Genomic DNA, 19184 nt, shown 5'->3' on the forward strand with positions numbered 1-19184 from the left:
AACGCCCGGTCCCATTCCGAACCCGGAAGCTAAGCCTGACTGCGCCGATGGTACTGCAACCGAAGGGTTGTGGGAGAGTAGGACACCGCCGAACTTACTGTGAACGGGAGCGGGGCTCCGGTCGAGAACCACAACACAGGTTCTCCCGGAACCCCGCTCTCTTTTTTATGCCCAAAAAACGGCGGCCGGGAAGACGGCCCGCCGCCCTCACTCCGGCCGCCGCAACAGGTACGTGTCCATGATCCACCCATGCTGCTCTCGAGCCGCGGCTCGCGTCTCCTTGATCTTCACTGCCAGCGCCTCGTCCAACGGCCCGGACAGCAGAATCTCGTCCGGAGTCCCGACGTACGCGCCCCAGTAGATCCACAACCCCTGGCCCGCGTACTGATCGAACGTCGTGTGCGCGTCGAGAAGCACGAAGACGTCATCGGCCTCACCTGGCCAGCCCTTGGCCAACCGGCGACCCGTCGTGAGCTGCACGGCGCGGCCGATCTGATTCATCGTCGTGCGATGCCGGGCCACCAGCGCGGAGATGCTGCTGATGCCGGGCACGACCTCGTAGTCGAACTCCACGTTCCCGCGCGCCAGCACGGCCTCGATCAACGCGATAGTGCTGTCGTACAGCGCCGGATCGCCCCAGACGAGAAACGCGCCGGTCTGCCCGTCGGCCAGCTCGTCGCGGATCAGCCGCTCGTAGACGTCGGTGCGGAGCTGGTGCCAGTCGGCGACCGCGGTGCGGTAGTCGGCAGGTGTCCGGTCGCGGTCCGGGTCCTTCGCGCTCACCACGCGATACCCCGGCCGGCTCACGAACCTCTCCAGTATCTCCTGGCGCAGCTGCACCAGATCGGCCTTCGCGCTGCCCTTGTCGAGCACGAAGAACACATCGACGCGATTGAGCCGGTCGACGGCTTGCACCGTCAGGTGTTCCGGGTCGCCAGCACCGATCCCGATCGCGTAGATCTTCCGCATCCTTGCAGTCTCTCCCGGCGGGTAACCGGGTTCACGACAGGGTCCCCTGGCATGCCGCTACCCCCTAGGGGTATAAAGGAGGCAGAGCTAAGAGCACGATAGGGAGTGTGGCGATGACCGAAACGACTTACACCGTCGAAGGCATGACGTGCGGGCACTGCGTCGGATCGGTGAAAGAGGAGGTAGGCGGCCTGGCTGGCGTGCAGACGGTCGACGTCGACCTCGCCACCGGCGCGGTGAAGGTCATCAGTGCGGAGCCGATCTCGCGCGAGGCAGTCGAGGCTGCCGTCGCTGAGGCCGGTTACCAGGTCGTCGCGTAAAAAGGAGTGACATGAGCACCACGACACCAGCCCCCGTGCAGTCAGTCGAACTCGCCATTGGCGGGATGACCTGCGCGTCGTGTGCTGCTCGGGTCGAGCGGAAGCTCAACAAAGTCGAGGGCGTCACCGCGAGCGTGAACTACGCGACCGAGAAGGCGCACGTCGAATACCCCTCCACCGTTTCGGTCGACGACCTCGTAGGCGTCGTCGAAGCGACCGGCTACACCGCGCAAGCGCCGCGAGCGGAGAAGCCGGAAGAACCCGAACAGGACGAGACGCGCCCGCTGCGCGACCGGCTCCTGTACTCGGCGATCCTCACCGTGCCGGTGATCGTGCTGGCGATGGTCCCCGCGCTGCAGTTCACGAACTGGCAGTGGCTGTCGCTCACCCTCGCCGCGCCGGTCGTGGTCTGGGGCGCGTGGCCGTTCCACCGCGCCGCCTGGACCAACCTCCGGCACGGCGCGGCGACGATGGACACGCTGATCTCGCTCGGCGTCTCGGCCGCCACGCTGTGGTCGCTGTACGCGCTGTTCTTCGGCATGGCGGGGATGCCGGGCATGCGGCACGGCTTCGAGTTCGGCGTGTCCGGGGGATCGGGAACCGACAACATCTACCTCGAGGTCGCGGCGGGCGTCACCACGTTCATCCTGGCCGGCCGCTACTTCGAGGCGAGGTCCAAGCGCCGGTCCGGCGCCGCGCTGCGGGCTCTGCTCGAACTCGGTGCGAAGGACGTGACGGTGCTGCGCGACGGCCGCGAGCAGCGGATCCCGGTCGACCAGCTCCGGGTCGGCGACACTTTCGTGGTCCGGCCCGGCGAGAAAATCGCCACGGACGGCGTGGTCACCGACGGTAGCTCGGCGGTCGACGTCAGCATGATCACCGGGGAATCCGTGCCGGTCGAGGCCGCGATGGGTGACGGCGTGACGGGCGCGACGGTGAACGTCGGCGGCCGGATCGCGGTGCGCGCGACCCGGGTCGGCGCGGACACGCAGCTCGCGCAGATGGCCCGGCTCGTCGAGGAAGCGCAGAACGGCAAGGCCGCGGTCCAGCGACTGGCCGACCGCGTCTCGGCGGTGTTCGTGCCGATCGTGCTGGTGCTGGCTCTGGGCACGCTGATCACGTGGCTCCTGACCAGCGGCAACGTCACCGAGGCGTTCACCGCGGCGGTCGCCGTGCTGATCATCGCCTGCCCGTGCGCGCTGGGGCTCGCGACCCCGACGGCCCTGCTCGTCGGCACCGGTCGCGGTGCGCAGCTCGGGATCCTGATCAAGGGCCCGGAGGTGCTCGAGTCCACTCGCCGGGTCGACACCGTGGTGCTCGACAAGACCGGGACCGTCACGACCGGGCGAATGAGCCTGGTGGACGTCCATGCCGGAGAAGGCGTCACGGAGCGCGAACTGCTGCGCTACGCCGGGGCCGTCGAGCACGCTTCGGAACACCCAATCGCGAAAGCCATCGCGGACGGTGCCCGCGAGCGAGTCGGCGACCTCCCGGTGGCGACAGAGTTTCGGAACACCGAGGGCCTCGGCGTCGCGGGCCTCGTGGAAGGTGCGGCCGTCCTCGCCGGTCGAGCCGCGTTCCTGGCGGACTGGAGCGTCAAGATCGACGACCGGCTCACCGAGGCGAAGGCAGCTGCGGAAGAACGCGGCGCGACGGCGGTGTTCGTCGCGTGGGACGGCATCGCGCGAGGCGTGCTGGTCGTAGCGGACACGATCAAGCCGACGTCAGCGCAAGCCGTCGCCGAGCTTCGCGCACTGGGCTTGCAGCCGGTCCTGCTGACCGGCGACAACGCCGGCGCGGCACGAGCGATCGCCGACGCCGCTGGCATCACCGAGGTAGTGGCCGAGGTGCTGCCCGCGGAAAAGGTGGCCGTGGTGAAGCGCCTGCAAGGCGAAGGCCGAGTGGTGGCCATGGTGGGCGACGGCGTCAACGACGCGGCCGCGCTGGCCCAAGCCGACCTCGGACTGGCCATGGGCACCGGAACGGACGCAGCGATCGAAGCCGGTGACCTGACCCTGGTCCGGGGGGACCTGCGCGCCGCGGTCGACGCGATCCGCCTCGCCCGGCGCACGCTGGGGACGATCAAGGGGAACCTGTTCTGGGCGTTCGCCTACAACGTCGCGGCATTGCCGCTGGCGGCGTTCGGCCTGCTCAACCCCATGATCGCGGGCGCGGCGATGGCGTTCTCGTCGGTGTTCGTGGTGTCGAACAGCCTGCGGTTGCGGCGGTTCCGGGCAGCGTGATTCTCGAGGACGGGCCAGTAGCGGGAGTTTCCGCTGCTGGCCCGTTTTGTTCTGCGTACTTGCCGCCGCGCTGGGACTGTCTTAAGACCGCACGAGCCGAGCGATCGCGTCGGAGGCCTCGCGCACCTTCAGGTCCGCTTCCTCCCCGCCCGCGGCTGCCGCCTGGACCACGCAGGTGGCCAGGTGCTCGTCAAGCAGTTCCAGCGAGAAGGACTGCAACGCCTTCGTCGCCGCGGACACCTGAGTGAGGATGTCGATGCAGTATTTGTCTTCCTCGACCATGCGCTGCAGGCCGCGGACCTGGCCCTCGATCCGGCGAAGGCGCTTGAGGTAGGCCTCTCGTTCACTGCCGTAGCCGGTCATCGCACATCGCCCCTTGTTCTCGGCACCTCGTTGGTTCAGTGTCGAGTATACCCACCCGGCGTATCTGGGGCGGGGGTTCGGCTGGTGGGTGGTTTAGCGGCCGTGGGCAGTGTGCGGCCGTGCTGGATGGGGGGCGGTTGAGGTTCGCGGTGGCCAGCTGCCGAGAGGTTCGCGGCATGTCCGGGCCGGTGCTCAGCCGGTGGGGAATTCGGTGACCGCGATCAATGCGTGCGTGTGGCTGGGCTGAGTGTGCGGTTGAGGTTCTCGGCGACCAACCGCCGAGAACCTCGTGGCGTGCCCTGGGCGGGTATGCGGGGTGGGCGTATCGGTGACCGCGATCATTACGTGCGTGTGGTTGCGCTGAGTGCGTGCGGTTGAGGCTCGCGGCGACGAACCGCCGAGAACATCGCGGCCGACCAACCGCTGAGAACCACGCGGCGTGCCCTGAGTCGGTGCTCAGGGTGGGTGAACTCGGCGACCGCGAGTAGTGCGCGCGTGCTCCAGTGCTGGGTGGGTGCGAGCCCGGTGTTCGTGGTGCCCACCACCGAGAGCCCGCAGCGCGCTTGGCTCGTGCCCAGCGGATTCGGCAGGACTGGCGCGAGCAGACCCGGGGCCAGTTCGGTGCCAGGCCGTCGTTCGCGGCACCCCGGCCGTCCGCCGCTCCGCCCGATGGCCCCTGGCGAAGGCTCAACCGTTAGGCGACTTCGGTGAGCGCGGACGTGCGGCGTTAGTTCGGGACCGGAGTGCGTTCGGCATCAAGCTGTTGTTCGCGGCGCTCAGCCGTCCGCGCTCCGGCCGATGCCTCCGGGCGAAGGCTCAACCAGTCGGGGCGACTTCGGTGAGCGCGGACGTGAGACGTTGGTTTGAGACCGGAGTGCCGTTCGCCACCAGGCCGTTGTTCGCGGCACCCGGCCGTCCGCCACTCCGCCCGATGCCTCCGGGCGAAGGCTCAACCAGTCGGGGCGACCTCGGCGACTTCGGTGACCTCGACGACTTCGGTGAGCGCGGACGTGCGGCGTTGGTTCGGGACCGGAGTGCCGTCCGGGGCCAGGTCGGCGCTCGCGGTGGCCAGCAGTTCGCGGGCACCGCGCAGTGCGGACTTCACCCGTTGCTGCACGGCGGTGAGTTCGGCGACCCGTTGTTCGGCGTCGGAGACGATGCGGGTGGCGTGGTCGGTGGCTTGGCGGACGTGCGCGTCGGCTTCGGCGCGGGCGGCGGCGGTGCGGTCGGCGATTTCGCGGAGTGCGTCGGTGCGGCGGTCGGCCAAAGTGCGTGTGAGGTGTTCTTCGAGCCGACGGCGTTCCTTCGCCGCCGCTTCGTCCGCGGCCTTGCGTTCTTCGACCGCGCGGCGCAGCAGATCCTCGTGTTCCCGCCGTTGCTGCTCGCGGTCCGCGGCGACGGCTTCGACGAGCGCGCGTTCCTTTTCGGTGAGGCGGACGGCTTCCGCTTTGGCGTCGGCGATGATCCGCGCGGCGGTGTCCTCGGCGCGGGCGGTGATTTCCGCCGCTTCCTCGCGCGTCAGTTCGACCATCCGGCGGGAGCGTTCCTGCAACGCGTCCGGCGCGATGGGGGTGCGGCTGATCCGGTCGATCGTCGCGCGCAGTTCGCGATTGCGCTCGGCGAGTTCGGCGGCCTGGTGCGCCGCGGCGTCGCGTTCCGCGGCGAGGCGCTGGAATTCCGCCTCGACCCACGTGACGAATTCGTCGACCTGGCCGCGCTGATAGCCGCGCCAAGCCGAGTCGAAGGACGGCCGGACGGCCATCAAGTCCTCGCCACCGCCGGGGGCCATGCTCTCACCTCCCATTTGGATGGTTTCTCCTCGGCGCTCGTTTTTCTTGCCGCACCGGGGTTTCCGCACTGCCTCCAGTGTGCCTGAAGTCCGGCGATCCGTGGGAACCCGGGGCGGGTCAATCTTCGAGCGGGTCTTCCGCGCCCGTCGCGGTGCTTCGCACGCCGGGCAATTCGGCCAGTTCCGCGGTGAGTTCGGGAAGATCGCCGCGCCCCTGCAACTGCACTGTGACGACCGCGATCCGTTGCCCCTCTTCGGAAACCGTTTCGCGGTCGACCGCCACCCGGTGGACGACCCAGCCTCGATCGGTGCAAGCGGCGAGCACGGCACGCAATACGCCGTGGCCGTCGGCATAACTCAACCGGAGGATCGGCGGCTGCCGTCGATGGCGCGCGACGAACCGGGAAATCGGCGGGAATCCGCGAGTGATCACCACGAGCCCGGCGGTCGTCGCGACGGCCAGCACCGGCAGCCCGGCCCCGCAGGCGACGCCGACGGCCGCGGCGAGCCAGACGGTCGCCGCGGTGGTGAGACCGCGCACCGCGTCGCGGCGCACGAAGATCAGCCCGCCGCCGACGAACCCGATGCCGGACACGATCTGCGCGGCGATCCGCGACGGATCGAGCGCCACGTGCTCGATCCCGAGCAAATCGGCGAAACCGTATTTCGACACCAGCATGAAGACCGCCGACCCGACGCCGACCAGCGTGTGCGTGCGCAGGCCGGCCTGTTTGTTGCCGACCTCGCGCTCGATGCCGATCACCGTGCTCAGCAGCAGGGCGAGCAGCACCGGCGGCAGCAGTTCCCACTGTTCGCCGGTGGACCAGAGAGCATGCACGGACGTACCTCCTCGCCCGACACTGTGCCCGGCCGCCGGAGAGCCCGCGCGCCCGGCCCGGCGGGCACGCCTAAGCTCGGGCAATGGCCCGCTACTTCGACGTGCACCCGCAGAACCCGCAGCGCCGCGCACTCTCCCAGGTGGTCGACCTGCTGCGCGACGACGGGCTCATCGCCTACCCGACCGACTCGTGCTTCGCGCTCGGCTGCCGCCTCGGCAACCAGCAGGGGATGGAACGCATCCGCGCCATCCGCAAGCTCGACCACCGGCACCACTTCACGCTCGTCTGCCAGGACTTCGCCCAGCTCGGCCAGTTCGTGCACGTCGACAACGCGGTGTTCCGCGCCATCAAGGCCAGCACGCCCGGCCCGTACACGTTCATCCTCCCGGCGACGAAGGAAGTCCCGCGGCGGCTGCTGCACGCCAAGAAGAAGACCGTCGGCGTGCGGATCCCCGACCACGTGGTGACCCAGCAACTGCTCGGCGAACTGGGCGAGCCGATCCTGTCGAGCACGCTGCTGCTGCCCGATTCCGGCGAGCCGCTCACCCAGGGCTGGGAGATCAAGGAAGAACTCGACCACGTGCTGGACGCGGTCATCGACTCCGGCGACTGCGGCGTGGAACCGACCACGGTGATCGACTTCTCCTCCGGCGAGGCGGAGGTCGTGCGGCACGGGGCGGGAGATCCGTCCCGGTTCGAATGAGCGGGGTCTTCATCAGTTTTGTCGCCTCCTGAGGGGTTGGTGGTCCGAGCTGGACGCGGGCGATCGTGCCGGGTTCTTCGCCGCGACGGTGGTGGACGTGGATTGCTGGACTCGACGGCTGCTCATATCAGCTTCTTGACGCGACAGCTGCCGACATCGCTCGTGCCAAGTGCCGCTACTGGCGTTGGCGGCTTGAAGCGATTGCTTCCGACTGGGAATGCTTCCGGCGACGCTGCGGCGCAGGCCACTTGACGCGAGGGCCTCGGCCGCGGATCGCGCAGGTGCACGGCGCTCGACGTGACGACCGCAGCGGGCTGGCGGACGGTCGTGCGAGCTTCTCTATCCGATCTCCTCTCGTTGCAGGCTGCGGACGGTGCTCGTGACCCGCTGCCGAGCGTTTCAGCGACGAGCAGCGCGAGCCGGTGGCATGTCCGGTGTTGAGCGCGGCGGGGCGCTGCTTGACGCACCTTTCGGCATCGGCCATGACTCTCTCGTTCTCTTGGCGCGGCCCTCAGCGATCCGCGCTGTTCTGGCGTGAGCAGCTGCGCTCTCTTTCAGGCCCGGGCCGCGGCAGGGGCGGGCTGGCACGATGGCACGGCTAGGGCCTGAGCAGAAGAGACGGCAGCGGATCAACCAGTCGGTGCCGAAACGGGCTGAATAGGTACTGGCACCGAGGGGCTGCGCACTGGGGCAGGTCCGATCGAGGCTCCTTTCTTGCGTCGGACGCGGGCAGACCTAGCGCGCGGGGCGGGCGAACCCGGGCGCTGCCGAAGAGATCACACGGTTTCCTCCACTGGGGTGTTGAGCAGGCTGGATAGGGCGTCGGCCAGCGGGACTTCCGACGTCGAATGCCAGCCGACGATGGCGTCCGGCCGGAGCAGCAGCGCACCGTCGGCAGGCAGTTCCGTCTCGGTCAGCCACGCCTCGTCCGAGATGGGAACGACGCGAAGACCCAGCTGCTCGGCTTCGGCAGTCCAGCGGGCGTTGTCCGGTCCGCAGAGCAAAACGAGGCGAGGCCCCGCTAAGTCCACTGTGGACGTCGTGGCGTCGAGCCAAGCGTGCGGCACCCGGGTGCCTGGACGACCGGCCGGGCCATACCGGTCCTCGGGGGCGGGACCGCGTCCGTCCGGGACGAAGGCGCCGTGTTCGTATTGCACGCCGAACAGGGCGGCGAGCGGATCGACGCGCGGCGCGTCGTCGCTGGTGATCGTGGCGATCATGGTGCCGAGATGGCCACTGGTCATGCTGGAGAACTCCGCCGTCGCGTACCCGATCGGGTACCGCTCGGAGTGATAGGTGTCGAGCAGGGCGGGCGTCGCCGTGCCGGACAGCACCGCGGCGAGCTTCCAGGCGAGATTGGCCGCGTCCGCGATCGCGGTATTCGCTCCCGCGGCAGCCATCGGCGGCATCGCGTGCGCGGCGTCGCCGGCCAGGAAGACCCGGCCGGCGGAGAACCGGTCGGCCACGTACATCCCCGACTCCCAGTGCATCCGGCTCAGCACTTCGACCTCGAGGTCCGGCACGCCGACGACAGTGCGCAGCAGCTCTCGCCAGCCGTCCTCGCCCAGGACATCCGAGCCGGGGAAGTCGGAGGTGGAGAAGAGCCACCGGTCGGTGCCGTTGACCGAGACGAACGCGCCGGAGGCGGCCGGGTTTTCGATCCGGCACAGGTTGAACGGCTTGTCCCGGACGAGTTCGGCCAGGTCGGCGCGGAAACAGACGTCGAGGTTGTCGGCCAGGTGGCCGTGCCCGCTGCGCGGAATGCCGAGTGCGGTGCGGATCGGACTTCGCGCGCCGTCCGCCGCGATCAGGTATTCGGCGCTGACCTGGTACCGCTCGCCGTCGGCCGGGCGCAGTTCCGCGGTGATCCCGTCGTCGTCCTGCTCGAACGACACCAGTTCGGTGCCGAACCGGACCGACACTCCACGCTCGATGGCGGCCTGCCGCAGCACCGGTTCCAGCACGTCCTGGGGACACAGCACGCTTGGTGCCGGGCTGAGGTCAGGCATCTTCGCGTGCTGGGCGAGCCTTTCGCGCAAGGTGTCCGTGACCTCCGGCCAGGTCGCGTCGGCCAGTGTCGTGCCGGTGAGCATGCCGGTGAACGACGCGAGCGGTGCGCTGGCCTGCTCGACCTCGTCCATGAGGCCGAGCAGGCGGAACACCTCGGTGCTGCGCGGATTGAACCGGCGTGCTTTCGGCTGCGGGGAGGTGCTGGCGTGCTTTTCCACCAGCACCGGCGCTACCCCCTCTCGGTGCAGCAACAGTGCCGCGGTGAGTCCGGCGATCCCTCCGCCGCAGATCAGAACAGGAATTCGTGCAGTCATTTCGTACCCCCAGGTCGTGTACGTTGTACATCTTGTGTACGTTGTACATGAGGATGTACTGTGTACGCAAGCGGGCTGGAGACAAGGAGCTGAATGGGAGATCAAGGACCGACACCGCCGATTTGGCTGCTGCCTGAGCCGCCGGAGCGCGGATGGGGTCTCGGACGAGTCGACATCGTCAACGCGGCTGTGCGCCTGGCTGACCACGGCGGCGCGGAGGCGCTCACGATGCGGGCAGTGGCGAAGGAGCTGGGCGCGTCCACGCCGATGTCGCTGTACCGCTACGTGCACAGCAAAGACGGTCTGGTGGACCTGATGCTGGACCTGGCGAACAGCGAGGTGCGCACCCCGGAAGTCCCGGGCGAGGACTGGCGGGGCGAGCTGACTGGCGTCGCGGTCGACACGTGGGCGATGACGAAGCGGCATCCGTGGTATGCGCGGCTGGTGCACCAGCGGCCTCCGGCGGGTCCGAACGCGAGTCGGCGGACCGAGTTCGTGCTGGCGACGTTCGACCGGCTGGGCCAAGACCTCGCGTCGGCGCTCGGGTACGCCCGGCTGCTCGACGGATACGTCACCGGTCAGGCGCTGCAGTGGGCGGAAGAGCGGGCGATGTGGCAGCGCAACGCGTTCGTCGACGTGGTGGACGTGCAGCGGCAGGCCCGGGCCTGGTTCGGTGACGCCGTGTCCGAGGGCGGGCCGTATCCGCTGCTCGCGCGCGTGCTGGAGAGCTTTCTTGCCGAGCGGCATGACGGCGCTGGTTCGGTGGCTGAGGCCGGTGCGGACGGCGCTGGGCCGGGCGTGGAGACGGCCGGACCTGGCTGGGCGGCCGGTGGGTCGGGCGCGGAGCTGCATGAGCCTGGTTGGGCGACCGGTGGGTCGGGCGCTGGGTCGGGTGCGGAGCCGCATGAGCCTGGCCAGGCGACTAGCGCGGGCGGTCCGGGTGCGGAGGCCGCCGGACCTGGCCGGGTGGCCGGTGCTGGCCGGTCGAGCGCGGAGGTGGCCGAGGCTGGGCGAATGGCTGAGGCGGACCGTGACCTAGCTGGGTCCGGTCGGGCGGTCGCGGGGCGGGCGGCTGGGTGGGGCCGGACCGTCGCGGGGCAGCGCGGGGAGGCGAGCGCTCCCGCGGGCGCGCGAAAGACAGCCGAGGCAGCAGCCGAGGACGCGCAATTCATGCTCGGCCTTGAATGCCTGCTGGACGGCATCGCCGCGCGGCTCGGCTAGGCCGGTCGGCTGAACCGCCCTCGGGCGAGCACGCCGGGTAGTTCTTGCCGACGAGCGCAGCCGGGGCGGTCAGGAGGCCGGGCGTGCGTGTTCCAGGAGGAAGACCCGGATTTCGCGGTGCGCGGCGCGTTCGGCGTAGCGGTCGTAGGCGGGCCAGTAGGAGGCGACGGCGTCCCACATTTCCTGGCGTTCGGCGTCTTCCAGCAGGCGGCCTCGGACTGCGACGGTGCGGCCGTGGACGGAGACTGTCGCGTTGGGGTGGGCCAGGAGGTTTGCTGTCCAGGCGGGGTGGTGTTCGCCGCCCCAGTTGGAGCCGATCACGACGTATCCGCCGGGGCGTTCGACGTACAGCAGGGGGACCTGGCGCGGTTCGCCGGTGGTGCGGCCGATCGTGGTGAGCAGGAGGGTGCGCAGCCCGACTGCCGCGCCTACGCCCAGGCGGCCGCCGCTGACGCGGAGGAGCAGGCGGTCGGCGGGCATCATCGCTTGGCCGAACTTGGCGAATGCCTTGCTGCGGCCGACTCTGGCGAAGATCCTGCGCAGTTCCATGGACGGCAGCCTACGGGGGCGGGCTGGGTCGTTGGCGGGGTGTCAAACGCCCGAGCAAGGGCGTTAGAAGCTGCTTGTTGTCAGTTTTCGGAGGGCGTCGGTCAGAGCGGCGGCGTGGTCTACCAGGTAGAAATGGCCGCCGGGATATGTGGTCAGGGTGAAGTCGCCTCGGGTGTGCGACGACCAGGCTTGGACGTCGTCCACGGGGGCGTGCGGGTCGGCGTCTCCGGTGTGTGCGTGGATGGGCGCGGACAGCGGGCCCGCGCTCGGGTGGTACGTCTCGATGGCCGTGTAGTCCGCGCGTAGGGCGGGCAGGAACAGTTCACGCAGTTCCGGGTCACGCAGCACCTTCGGATCGGTGCCGGCCAGGCCTTCGATTTCGGACAGCAGACCCTCGTCGTCCTGGAGGTGGACTTCTTCGTGCACCAGGCGGGACGGGGCTCGGCGGCCGGAGACGACTACTGCTTCCGCGGGGGTGCCGCGGGCTTCCAGGCGCAGGCCTACCTCGTACGCGAGCGTCGCGCCCATGCTGTGGCCGAACAGGACTACTGGGAGATCGAGCCACGCCGACAGGGCTTGGGTGACGCCGTCCGCTAGTTCCTCGATGGTGCGCAGGGCCGGTTCGGCCATGCGGTCTTGACGGCCGGGATACTGCACCGCGAGGACGTCGACGGCCGGGGACAGCGCTTTCGACAGCGGGTGGAAGAAGGGGGCTGCGCCGCCCGCGTGCGGCAGGCACACCAAACGGGCGGGGGCGTCGTCGGCGGGGTGGAAGCGGCGTAGCCACGGGTCCGTCATGCGGGCGATTTTACCGGGGGCGACCGCTGCTAAAGGGGCAAGCGGCGGAATTCGATCTTCTCGTACGCGCTGGTGACGCCTGTTTCGTACAGGACGCCGACGGTGGCCCGGTCCGGTTGCACCAGGTCGGAGTAGCTGGCGGGGGCGTTGGCGAGCACGGTGGATGGCTGCCAGGTTTTGCCGCGGTCGGAGCTGGTTCTCAGTTGCATGGTGCGGCGAGCAGCGGGATCAGAGGGGCCGGAGTAGAGGAGTGCGCGGGGGTTGGTCGTTTGCAGGACGCTGCCTTCGACCTTCGGGCCGGAGAGGGCCGGCTGCACTTGGTACGGGCGGGTCAGGGTGCGGCCGCCGTCGGTGCTGTAGGCGTCTAGGCGATGGCCGGGGGCGGAGCCTTGGTTGCGGCTGGAGAAATAGACGGTGCCGTCCGGCAGTTCGGTGGCGGTGGTTTCGTTGGGGGCAATGACGCCGTCGGTCGGGTCGTCGGTGAAGCCGATGTGCCAGACGCGGCCGTTATCGTCGCTGTAGAGGTCGTGGCCGCCGTAGTACTTGGCCTCGGTTCCGACGTCCGCGGAGCCCGCCGGAGGGGCGCTGGAGTGGTTGGCGGGCACGATGATTCGTCCGGCGTAGCGGCCGCGTTGCAGGAGAGTCGCGTGGCCGGGGCCGGTGGCGTACCAGCGCCAGGACGGCAGTTTCGCGGTGGCGGTGATGTCGCTGGCTGGGGTCCAGGTGAGGCCGTTGTCGGAGCTGCGCTGGACGAAAACCCGGCGGGTGTCTTGCGGGGACACGGTGCCGGACATGATGGCTTTCTCGCTGACTGGTCCGTTGTGGACAGTCAGGAGGACGAGGTCTCCGTTGCGGGCCGCGACCGGGGTCGGGTTTCCGGCGGTGGCTTCGCCGTTGCTGTCGACTACGCGCAGGCCGCTCCAGGTGCAGCCGCCGTCGCGGGAGGTTTTGGCGACGGTGTGGATCGCGCCGGAGTCGCCGGGGGAGTCGCGGCGGCCTTCGGCGAACGCGATCAGCGAGCCGTTCGACGCGCGGACCACCGCGGGGATGCGGAAGGTGTGGTAGCCCTCGGTGCCCGAGACGAATGGGGTCGAAGACGTGCATCCGAGGCTCGCGTGTGCCGCGGGGGCCGGGAGGAAGCTCAAGATCGTTGCGGCCACCGCGAGCGTGACTGTTTTCGGGAGCACCGGGGGACCGCCTCTCGCCTCGGACATGGGATGTCCGACGTCCTATGTCTGGAAAACCTAGAGAGGCGGTCGCTCGGCGTCAAGACACCGGATCGGGGGCACTCGCGTGGATGACTCCGGCCGTGGCGGTCGCGGTGATCCGCAGCGGGGCGGTGCCGGTGGGGCGTGCTCGCAGGATTTCCGCGGCTACCGGGGCGGCGAGGTGGGTGCGCAGGGTCCGGCGCAGGCCGCGGGCGCCGTAGACGGGGTCGAAGCCCTGGTCGGCCAGGAGGCGGACGGCGGATTCGTCCACTTGCAGGTCGACGCCGCGGCGGCGGAGTCTCGCGCGGAGCAGGTCGGTTTCCAGGCGGGCGATGCGAGCGATGGTGGCGCGGTCCAGTTCGTCGAAGATCACCGTTTCGTCGATGCGGTTCAGGAATTCCGGGTCGAAGAACGACTGCAGGGCTTTGTCGACAACGGTCCGGCGGGTGTGGGCGCGGTCCAGGAAAGCACGCCAGCGGGAACCTCGGCGGCGGGCTAATTCCTTCGAGCCCAGGTTCGAGGTGAGGAAGACGAAGCTGTTGCGGAAGGAGATCTTTTCCTGTCCGTTCGCCAGGCGCAGCATTCCGTTGTCCAGGACGCCCAAGAGCGCGCGAAGGACGGTGGGATGGGCTTTTTCGACTTCGTCGAAGAGGACGATGCCTGGGGTGTACGGGTCACCCTCCACAGTAGACCGATCGAACACGGTAAAGGCTTCCTTGCTTCCCGCGTAGCCGGGCGGGGCGCCGTTGAAGGAAGCTGCGTAGTGTTCTTGGGCGAGGGAGTTCATGTCCACCCGGCACAGATCGTCCGGGCCGGAGCGCAGGGCGGCGGCGACCTGGCGCACCAGTTCGGTTTTGCCGACGCCGGTGGGGCCTAGGAGCAGGACTGTCGCGGGTGGACGGTCGGGTTCGGTCGCGCCTGCCCGGGCCAGGGTGATGGCCCGGACGACGGCGTCGACGGCCGGGTCCTGGCCGAGGACCCGGCCGCGCAGGCGTTCGGCGAGCGCGTCGGGGGTGTCCGGGGTGTCCGGGGTGGGTGAAACAGGGGCCGGTGCGGCTGGCTGCCGGTTCCGGTTCTGGTCGTGGTACCTGTCGGTGATGAACGGCATGGTGTCCTTTCCCTGAACCGAAAACCGGAACCGGCGGCCAGCGGAGAATCAGGCCTGCTTGGTCTTTTCCGCGGGCAATTGGCCGACCGGGCATTCAGCGACGCCGATCGTGCTGCGCGTGATGGCTTCGACGTTCTCCTGTGCCTTCTGCGCGTCGGTGACCCACGTGCGGTAGAACTCGAACGGGCAGTCCGCGACGCCCTTGTCGCCGTCGCCGGCCGCGTGCACGCCCGAGTAACCCCGGTGCAGCAGTTTGAACAGATGGTTCTGCGACTGGTCGTACTCTCGGGCGTCCCGGATCGCCGAGAGCGACAGCTGGGCGAACTGGATTCCGTATTCCTCCTCGCCGGTTTCGCCGAGGGTGCGGCCGTCGAAACCGATGATCGCCGAGTGCCCGAAATACGAGTACACGCCGTCGAATCCGGCCGCGTTGGCGACCGCGACGTAGCAATTGTTGGCCCACGCCATGGCTTTCGCCATCAATACCTGCTGGTCCTTCGCCGGGTACATGTACCCCTGGCAGCGAACGATCAGCTCGGCGCCCTTCATCGCGCAGTCCCGCCAGATTTCCGGGTAATTGCCGTCGTCGCAGATGATCAGCGAGATCTTGAGCCCCTTCGGGCCGTCCGTGACGTAGGTCGTGTCGCCCGGGTACCAGCCCTCGATCGGGCACCACGGCAGGATTTTCCGGTACTTCTGCACGATCTCGCCGTGGTTGTCGATCAGCACCAAAGTGTTGTACGGCGGCTTGTTCGGGTGGTCCTCGTGCTGTTCGCCGGTGATCGAGAAAACGCCCCAGGTGTCGGCTTCGCGGCAGGCTGCGGAGAAGATCGCGGTCTCCTCGCCGGGGACCGTGGCCGCGGTGTCGTACATTTCCTGCTCGTCGTACATGATCCCCTGCGTCGAGTATTCGGGGAACACGACGAGGTCCATTCCGGGCAGGCCGCTCTTCATGCCGACCACCATGTCGGCGATCTTGCGCGCGTTGTCCAGCACCTCGGCCTTCGAATGCAGCCGCGGCATCTTGTAGTTCACGACCGCGATGCCGACCGTGTCCGGGCTCGAGGAAATGTCACCGTGTCGCATGGGATTTCTCCTTTGGTGGAGGGATCAGGCCGCGGCCGCTGCGCGGTCGTGGACGGTGCGGGGCCGGCCGCGGAGCCCGAGCACCGCGGCGAGGACGACGAGCAGGACAGCGGCCGCCGCGGCGACGAGCGCGGTGGTCGCGGTGGAGCGGTAGCCGCCGGTGAGCGCGAGGAACGCGGGCAGCGTGCAGGTCGGCTGGCTCAGCAGGATCGTCGCCCAGCCGGTGAACCGGGTCAGCTCCTCGCGGCCGAGGCCGAGCACGAGGAAGAACAGGCCCCACAGCAGAGCCCAGGACAGCCAGATGACGCCGAACACCGGATCGTGCTGCCGCCAGAACGCCAAGCCGGCGTAGACGAGCGCGGCGCCCGCGACGAACAGCGAGAACCAGCCGATGCCCTCGGGTTCGAGCCCGGCGAGGTTCGCGATCCCGACGTACAGATAGGTGAAGCCGAACAGGAACAGCCCGGACGCGCCGAGGATCGCTTCGGAATCCCCGTGCGCCTGGACGATCAGCACCGTCGGCGTCACGCACTGCAGCCCGCCCACGAACAGGTTCAGCGCCGCGGCCGACCGCGCGGGCACGCGCCCGAGCAGCATCAGCCCGTTGACCAGCAGTACCGCCCCGACGTAGAGCAGGCCGACGTTGTTCATCGCACGCTCCTCAGTTGGTACCAGATGAAATACTGTCAAGTGAAAATAAATGGGCGGACGGCGGCCGTCAAGACCGGAACGGGCCGGGTCAGAGCCGGGTGATCGGATCGAAGTCGCAGCCGCGGGCGGCGGCGAGGTGCACGTGCTGGGCGGCTTGCTGGCCGTGGAATTCGACCGTGCCGCGCGGTCCGTCGTAGGCGACGCCGTCGATCGCGGCGTTCATCGCGCGCATGTCCGGAGTCCCGGCGCGGCGGGCGAGTTCGGCGAGCGTATGCAAGCCTTCGTAACAGGATTCGGCCGCGTTGTTGAGCGGCGGGGCGGCCGGGCCGTGCAGGCGGACGTACCGGCCGAGCAGGTCCATCGCGTCCGCGGTGACCAGGGAGCGGAAGTACGCGGCGGACGCGAAGAGGTTCCGGGTCGCGTCGGCTCCGCTGGCCAGCAGCATGTTTTCTTCCATCAGCGGGCTGAATCGCAGCATCCGCTCGTGGAGGCCGCGCGCGGCGAACCGGCGGTTGAACCGCACCGCGTCCTGGCCGACGAACAGCATCAGCACGCCGTCGCACACCGAGGTTTCGATGCGCCGGACGAGCCGGGCCATGTCGCCGGAACCGAGTCCGACGAAGGCTTCGCCGGCGATCTGGAGATCGAGTTCCCTTGCGTAGCGCCGGATCGCGTCCGCGGAACCGCGCGGCCACACGTAATCGTCACCCGCGACGAACCAGGTGCGCGCGCCGCAGTTGTCGCGCAGCCACCGCAGCGCGGGCTGGATCTGCACGCGCGGGATTTCGCCGGAACAGTAGATGCCGGAACGACTTTCGCCGCCTTCGTAGAGCGACGTGTACACATACGGGACGCGGTCGGCGAGGACCGGCGCGAGCGCGTTGCGGACCGAGGAAATGTGCCAGCCGGTGACCGCGTCGATCTCTCCCGCGTCGACCAGCCGGCGCACGGCCGCCGCGACCTGCGCGGGCGCAGCGCCGCCGTCGACGACTTCCAGGGTCACTTCGCGGCCGAGGATCCCGCCCGCGTCGTTCAGTTCCCGGACCGCGAGTTCGCTGATCGCCTCGCACGAAGGCCCGAAAAGGCCCGCCGGTCCCTGCAGCGGGACGACCAGCGCGACGCGCAACGCGCTCGCGCGGCTGGCGACTCCGAGTCCCATGCCGGCTCCGGGCTTCGTAGGACTTCCACACTTGCCGGTTGACTTGCTTCCATTTGGAAGTCTTACAATGCGGAGGCATTTGCGCAAGGGGAACGAGGGCGGGCGGATGAGGCAGGCACAGGCGGCCGAGGCGTCGTTCATCCGCGAGCTCACCCGCACCGCACGCGCGGTCACCCTCCGGATCGAACCGCTGCTCAAGAAAGAGGGGCTGACCCTCGACGGCTGGCTGGTGCTGGACGCGCTCGCCGCCGGGGACGGGCTCACGATGACCGAACTGGCCGGGCGGACGCTGGTCACCGGGCCGACGCTGACCCGGGTGGTCGACCGGCTCGTCACGACTGCGGCGGCGTATCGCGAGGTGGACGTCGAGGACCGGCGGCGGGTGCGGGTGTATCTCGCGCCGCGCGGGCGCAGTGCGCATCAGCGGGCAACCGCGAAGCTGGCGGAGGTCGAACGCGAACTGGATCCGGACGGCGGGGTGCTGGCGAAGCTCTCGGACGTCGAGGTCGAGTAAGGCGGTCAGCTCTGCCGGCGTTGCGCCCACGGAGTCCGGAAGACGGCGAGACTGCCGAGCAAGACCAGGGCGAGCAGTACCGCGCCGCCGTCGGTGAGTACGGACGGGAGGACTCCGGCCGGTCCGTAGAGGGTGGTGGACGCGGCGAAAACCGCAGGCGGGACCGCGAAAACTCCGGCGGCTTGGGTGACGTTGACGGCGACGACGACCCAGAACGTCCACGTCCGGCCTCGCAGCGCGAGCAGGCCGGCCGCGTTGCCCACGAGGTAGAGGCAGCCGACGGTGCGAAGTCCGATCAGGAATCCCGGCGCGTCGGACGCGCTGGCTCCGGCCGTCCGCAGGGCGAGGCGGAGCATGTCCAGGTCGATGATCACGAAGTTCTGCAGAATCGTGCCGACGGTGAAGATCGCCGAGCAGACGACGGTGGCGATCTGCAGCGGACGAGTCCACGCGGTGGGAGAGAACTTCCGGACCAGGGCGTGCGGCATGAGCCCAGCTTTGCCCGGTTCGCGCCCGCTGCCATCCGGCACGAGCCCGGAATCGCATTCCGGGAAATTTCCTAGGGCCGCTTCCGCCGTGCGCGCCGGTGCCGGGTGAGCACTTCGATCAGCTCGTCCTTGCGCTCGGCCACTTCCTCGTGGCTGCCCATGATCCCGACCGCGGCGACCGTCCGGCCGTCCTCCACGACGGCGACCGACACGCCGTCCGCCTCGGTGGACGCGCTCGGCGCGGCGACCAGGCCTTCGGCGCGGATCCGGGCGAGGTCCTGCACGAACCGTTCGACCAGTTCGGCGTCCGCGGGCGGCAGGGCGCCGATCTGCGGCCACAGGTCCCGGTTTTCCATGGCCGCCAGCAGGATCCAGCCGGTCGACGTGCGGATCGGCGAGCGGCGCACGAACCCTTCGGCGAGGTAGGCGTAGCGCGGATCGTGCGAGGCGTGGTCGACGTAGTAGAGGTCGCTGCCGACCATGATCGCCAGCACCGCGGTCATCCCGGTTTCCTCGTGCAGTGCTTCGAGATCCTCGTGCGACACCGTGGTGACCGTGGGGCGGCCGACCAGCCGGACGAGCAGGAACGGGGCCGGGCCGAGGGAGTAGCGGCGGTCGTGCTCGTCGAGGTAGCCAGTCGCGACGAGGCCGTTGACCAGGCCCTGGATCGAGCTCATCGGCGCATCGAGCTCGCGGGCGAACTCGGTGAGCGTGACCCCGTTCCGGGAGCGCGCGGCCCGCTCCAGGATGGTCGACACCCGGTCGATCATCCGGTGGTGCGGCCTCGGGCGGCCGTCCGGCGTGGGGTGCGTCGGCATCGCTGCTTTCTCTCCTCGGGTGATCGCGAACTCT

Annotated in this window: 19 protein-coding genes and 1 rRNA gene; 6 read left to right on the forward strand and 14 right to left on the reverse strand. The window is 69.2% G+C overall.

Annotated features, from left to right (window positions below; translation table 11 throughout):
* A 5S ribosomal RNA gene (gene rrf, locus ACZ63D_RS41345) occupies nt 1-94 on the forward strand; the annotation flags it as partial.
* Nucleotides 95-207: 113 nt separating this feature from the next.
* Here rrf and cobF read toward each other — a convergent pair.
* Complete coding sequence (gene cobF / locus ACZ63D_RS41350) at nt 208-969, reverse strand: precorrin-6A synthase (deacetylating) (RefSeq protein WP_465359791.1); 762 nt, start codon at nt 967-969, stop codon at nt 208-210.
* A 113-nt stretch (nt 970-1082) separates the two neighbouring features.
* On the opposite strand from cobF, the gene ACZ63D_RS41355 reads away from it, so the two are divergent.
* Nucleotides 1083-1289: a heavy-metal-associated domain-containing protein gene (locus tag ACZ63D_RS41355; protein ID WP_465359792.1), complete on the forward strand. Its 207-nt coding sequence runs from the start codon at nt 1083-1085 to the stop codon at nt 1287-1289.
* Nucleotides 1290-1300: 11 nt separating this feature from the next.
* Nucleotides 1301-3532 (forward strand): heavy metal translocating P-type ATPase, encoded by a 2232-nt coding sequence (locus ACZ63D_RS41360; protein ID WP_465359793.1) that lies wholly within the window; start codon nt 1301-1303, stop codon nt 3530-3532.
* 81 nt (nt 3533-3613) lie between these two features.
* Here ACZ63D_RS41360 and ACZ63D_RS41365 read toward each other — a convergent pair whose 3' ends face one another.
* The 3 genes from ACZ63D_RS41365 to ACZ63D_RS41375 all read right to left on the reverse strand — a co-directional run bounded on the left by ACZ63D_RS41365 (nt 3614) and on the right by ACZ63D_RS41375 (nt 6522).
* Nucleotides 3614-3895, reverse strand: a complete 282-nt coding sequence (locus ACZ63D_RS41365; protein ID WP_005154208.1) for a metal-sensitive transcriptional regulator — start codon at nt 3893-3895, stop codon at nt 3614-3616.
* A gap of 949 nt (nt 3896-4844) precedes the next feature.
* Nucleotides 4845-5684, reverse strand: a complete 840-nt coding sequence (locus tag ACZ63D_RS41370) for a DivIVA domain-containing protein (RefSeq protein ID WP_465359794.1) — start codon at nt 5682-5684, stop codon at nt 4845-4847.
* Between the two features lie 118 nt (nt 5685-5802).
* On the reverse strand, nt 5803-6522 hold the full coding sequence (locus ACZ63D_RS41375) for an MgtC/SapB family protein (RefSeq protein WP_465359795.1): 720 nt from the start codon (nt 6520-6522) through the stop codon (nt 5803-5805).
* An 83-nt stretch (nt 6523-6605) separates the two neighbouring features.
* On the opposite strand from ACZ63D_RS41375, the gene ACZ63D_RS41380 reads away from it, so the two are divergent.
* On the forward strand, nt 6606-7226 hold the full coding sequence (locus tag ACZ63D_RS41380; protein WP_465359796.1) for an L-threonylcarbamoyladenylate synthase: 621 nt from the start codon (nt 6606-6608) through the stop codon (nt 7224-7226).
* Between the two features lie 776 nt (nt 7227-8002).
* Here the strand turns inward: ACZ63D_RS41380 and ACZ63D_RS41385 are convergent.
* Nucleotides 8003-9550 (reverse strand): FAD-dependent monooxygenase, encoded by a 1548-nt coding sequence (locus ACZ63D_RS41385; protein WP_465359797.1) that lies wholly within the window; start codon nt 9548-9550, stop codon nt 8003-8005.
* 93 nt (nt 9551-9643) lie between these two features.
* On the opposite strand from ACZ63D_RS41385, the gene ACZ63D_RS41390 reads away from it, so the two are divergent.
* The gene (locus ACZ63D_RS41390) at nt 9644-10771 is read left to right on the forward strand and encodes a TetR/AcrR family transcriptional regulator (RefSeq protein ID WP_465359798.1); all 1128 of its coding nucleotides are present in this window, start codon (nt 9644-9646) and stop codon (nt 10769-10771) included.
* A 69-nt stretch (nt 10772-10840) separates the two neighbouring features.
* Here ACZ63D_RS41390 and ACZ63D_RS41395 read toward each other — a convergent pair whose 3' ends face one another.
* The 7 genes from ACZ63D_RS41395 to ACZ63D_RS41425 form a co-directional block, all read right to left on the reverse strand.
* On the reverse strand, nt 10841-11320 hold the full coding sequence (locus ACZ63D_RS41395) for a nitroreductase family deazaflavin-dependent oxidoreductase (RefSeq protein WP_465359799.1): 480 nt from the start codon (nt 11318-11320) through the stop codon (nt 10841-10843).
* Nucleotides 11321-11383: 63 nt separating this feature from the next.
* Entirely contained in the window at nt 11384-12118 is a 735-nt protein-coding gene (locus ACZ63D_RS41400; RefSeq protein WP_465359800.1) for a thioesterase II family protein, read from the reverse strand.
* Between the two features lie 29 nt (nt 12119-12147).
* A complete protein-coding gene (locus ACZ63D_RS41405) occupies nt 12148-13305 on the reverse strand; it encodes a sialidase family protein (RefSeq protein WP_465359801.1) in 1158 nt (385 codons plus the stop codon).
* Nucleotides 13306-13384: 79 nt separating this feature from the next.
* Nucleotides 13385-14434, reverse strand: a complete 1050-nt coding sequence (locus ACZ63D_RS41410) for an AAA family ATPase (protein ID WP_465359802.1) — start codon at nt 14432-14434, stop codon at nt 13385-13387.
* A gap of 48 nt (nt 14435-14482) precedes the next feature.
* Nucleotides 14483-15520 carry an aliphatic amidase gene (locus tag ACZ63D_RS41415; RefSeq protein ID WP_465359803.1) on the reverse strand — a complete coding sequence of 346 codons (1038 nt, stop codon included), beginning with the start codon at nt 15518-15520 and terminating at the stop codon, nt 14483-14485.
* Nucleotides 15521-15544: 24 nt separating this feature from the next.
* On the reverse strand, nt 15545-16171 hold the full coding sequence (locus tag ACZ63D_RS41420) for an AmiS/UreI family transporter (protein ID WP_465359804.1): 627 nt from the start codon (nt 16169-16171) through the stop codon (nt 15545-15547).
* Between the two features lie 88 nt (nt 16172-16259).
* On the reverse strand, nt 16260-17330 hold the full coding sequence (locus ACZ63D_RS41425; RefSeq protein WP_465359805.1) for a substrate-binding domain-containing protein: 1071 nt from the start codon (nt 17328-17330) through the stop codon (nt 16260-16262).
* 106 nt (nt 17331-17436) lie between these two features.
* Here ACZ63D_RS41425 and ACZ63D_RS41430 point away from each other — a divergent pair, with 106 nt between their 5' ends.
* Entirely contained in the window at nt 17437-17844 is a 408-nt protein-coding gene (locus ACZ63D_RS41430; protein ID WP_465359806.1) for a MarR family winged helix-turn-helix transcriptional regulator, read from the forward strand.
* 5 nt (nt 17845-17849) lie between these two features.
* Here the strand turns inward: ACZ63D_RS41430 and ACZ63D_RS41435 are convergent, their stop codons facing one another.
* Together ACZ63D_RS41435 and ACZ63D_RS41440 are read right to left on the reverse strand one after the other, a co-directional pair.
* Nucleotides 17850-18332: a hypothetical protein gene (locus ACZ63D_RS41435; protein WP_465359807.1), complete on the reverse strand. Its 483-nt coding sequence runs from the start codon at nt 18330-18332 to the stop codon at nt 17850-17852.
* A gap of 71 nt (nt 18333-18403) precedes the next feature.
* Complete coding sequence (locus ACZ63D_RS41440; RefSeq protein ID WP_465359808.1) at nt 18404-19150, reverse strand: IclR family transcriptional regulator; 747 nt, start codon at nt 19148-19150, stop codon at nt 18404-18406.
* Nucleotides 19151-19184: the final 34 nt, after the last annotated feature.

The sequence above is a fragment of the Amycolatopsis sp. NPDC104775 genome, from assembly GCF_055583325.1.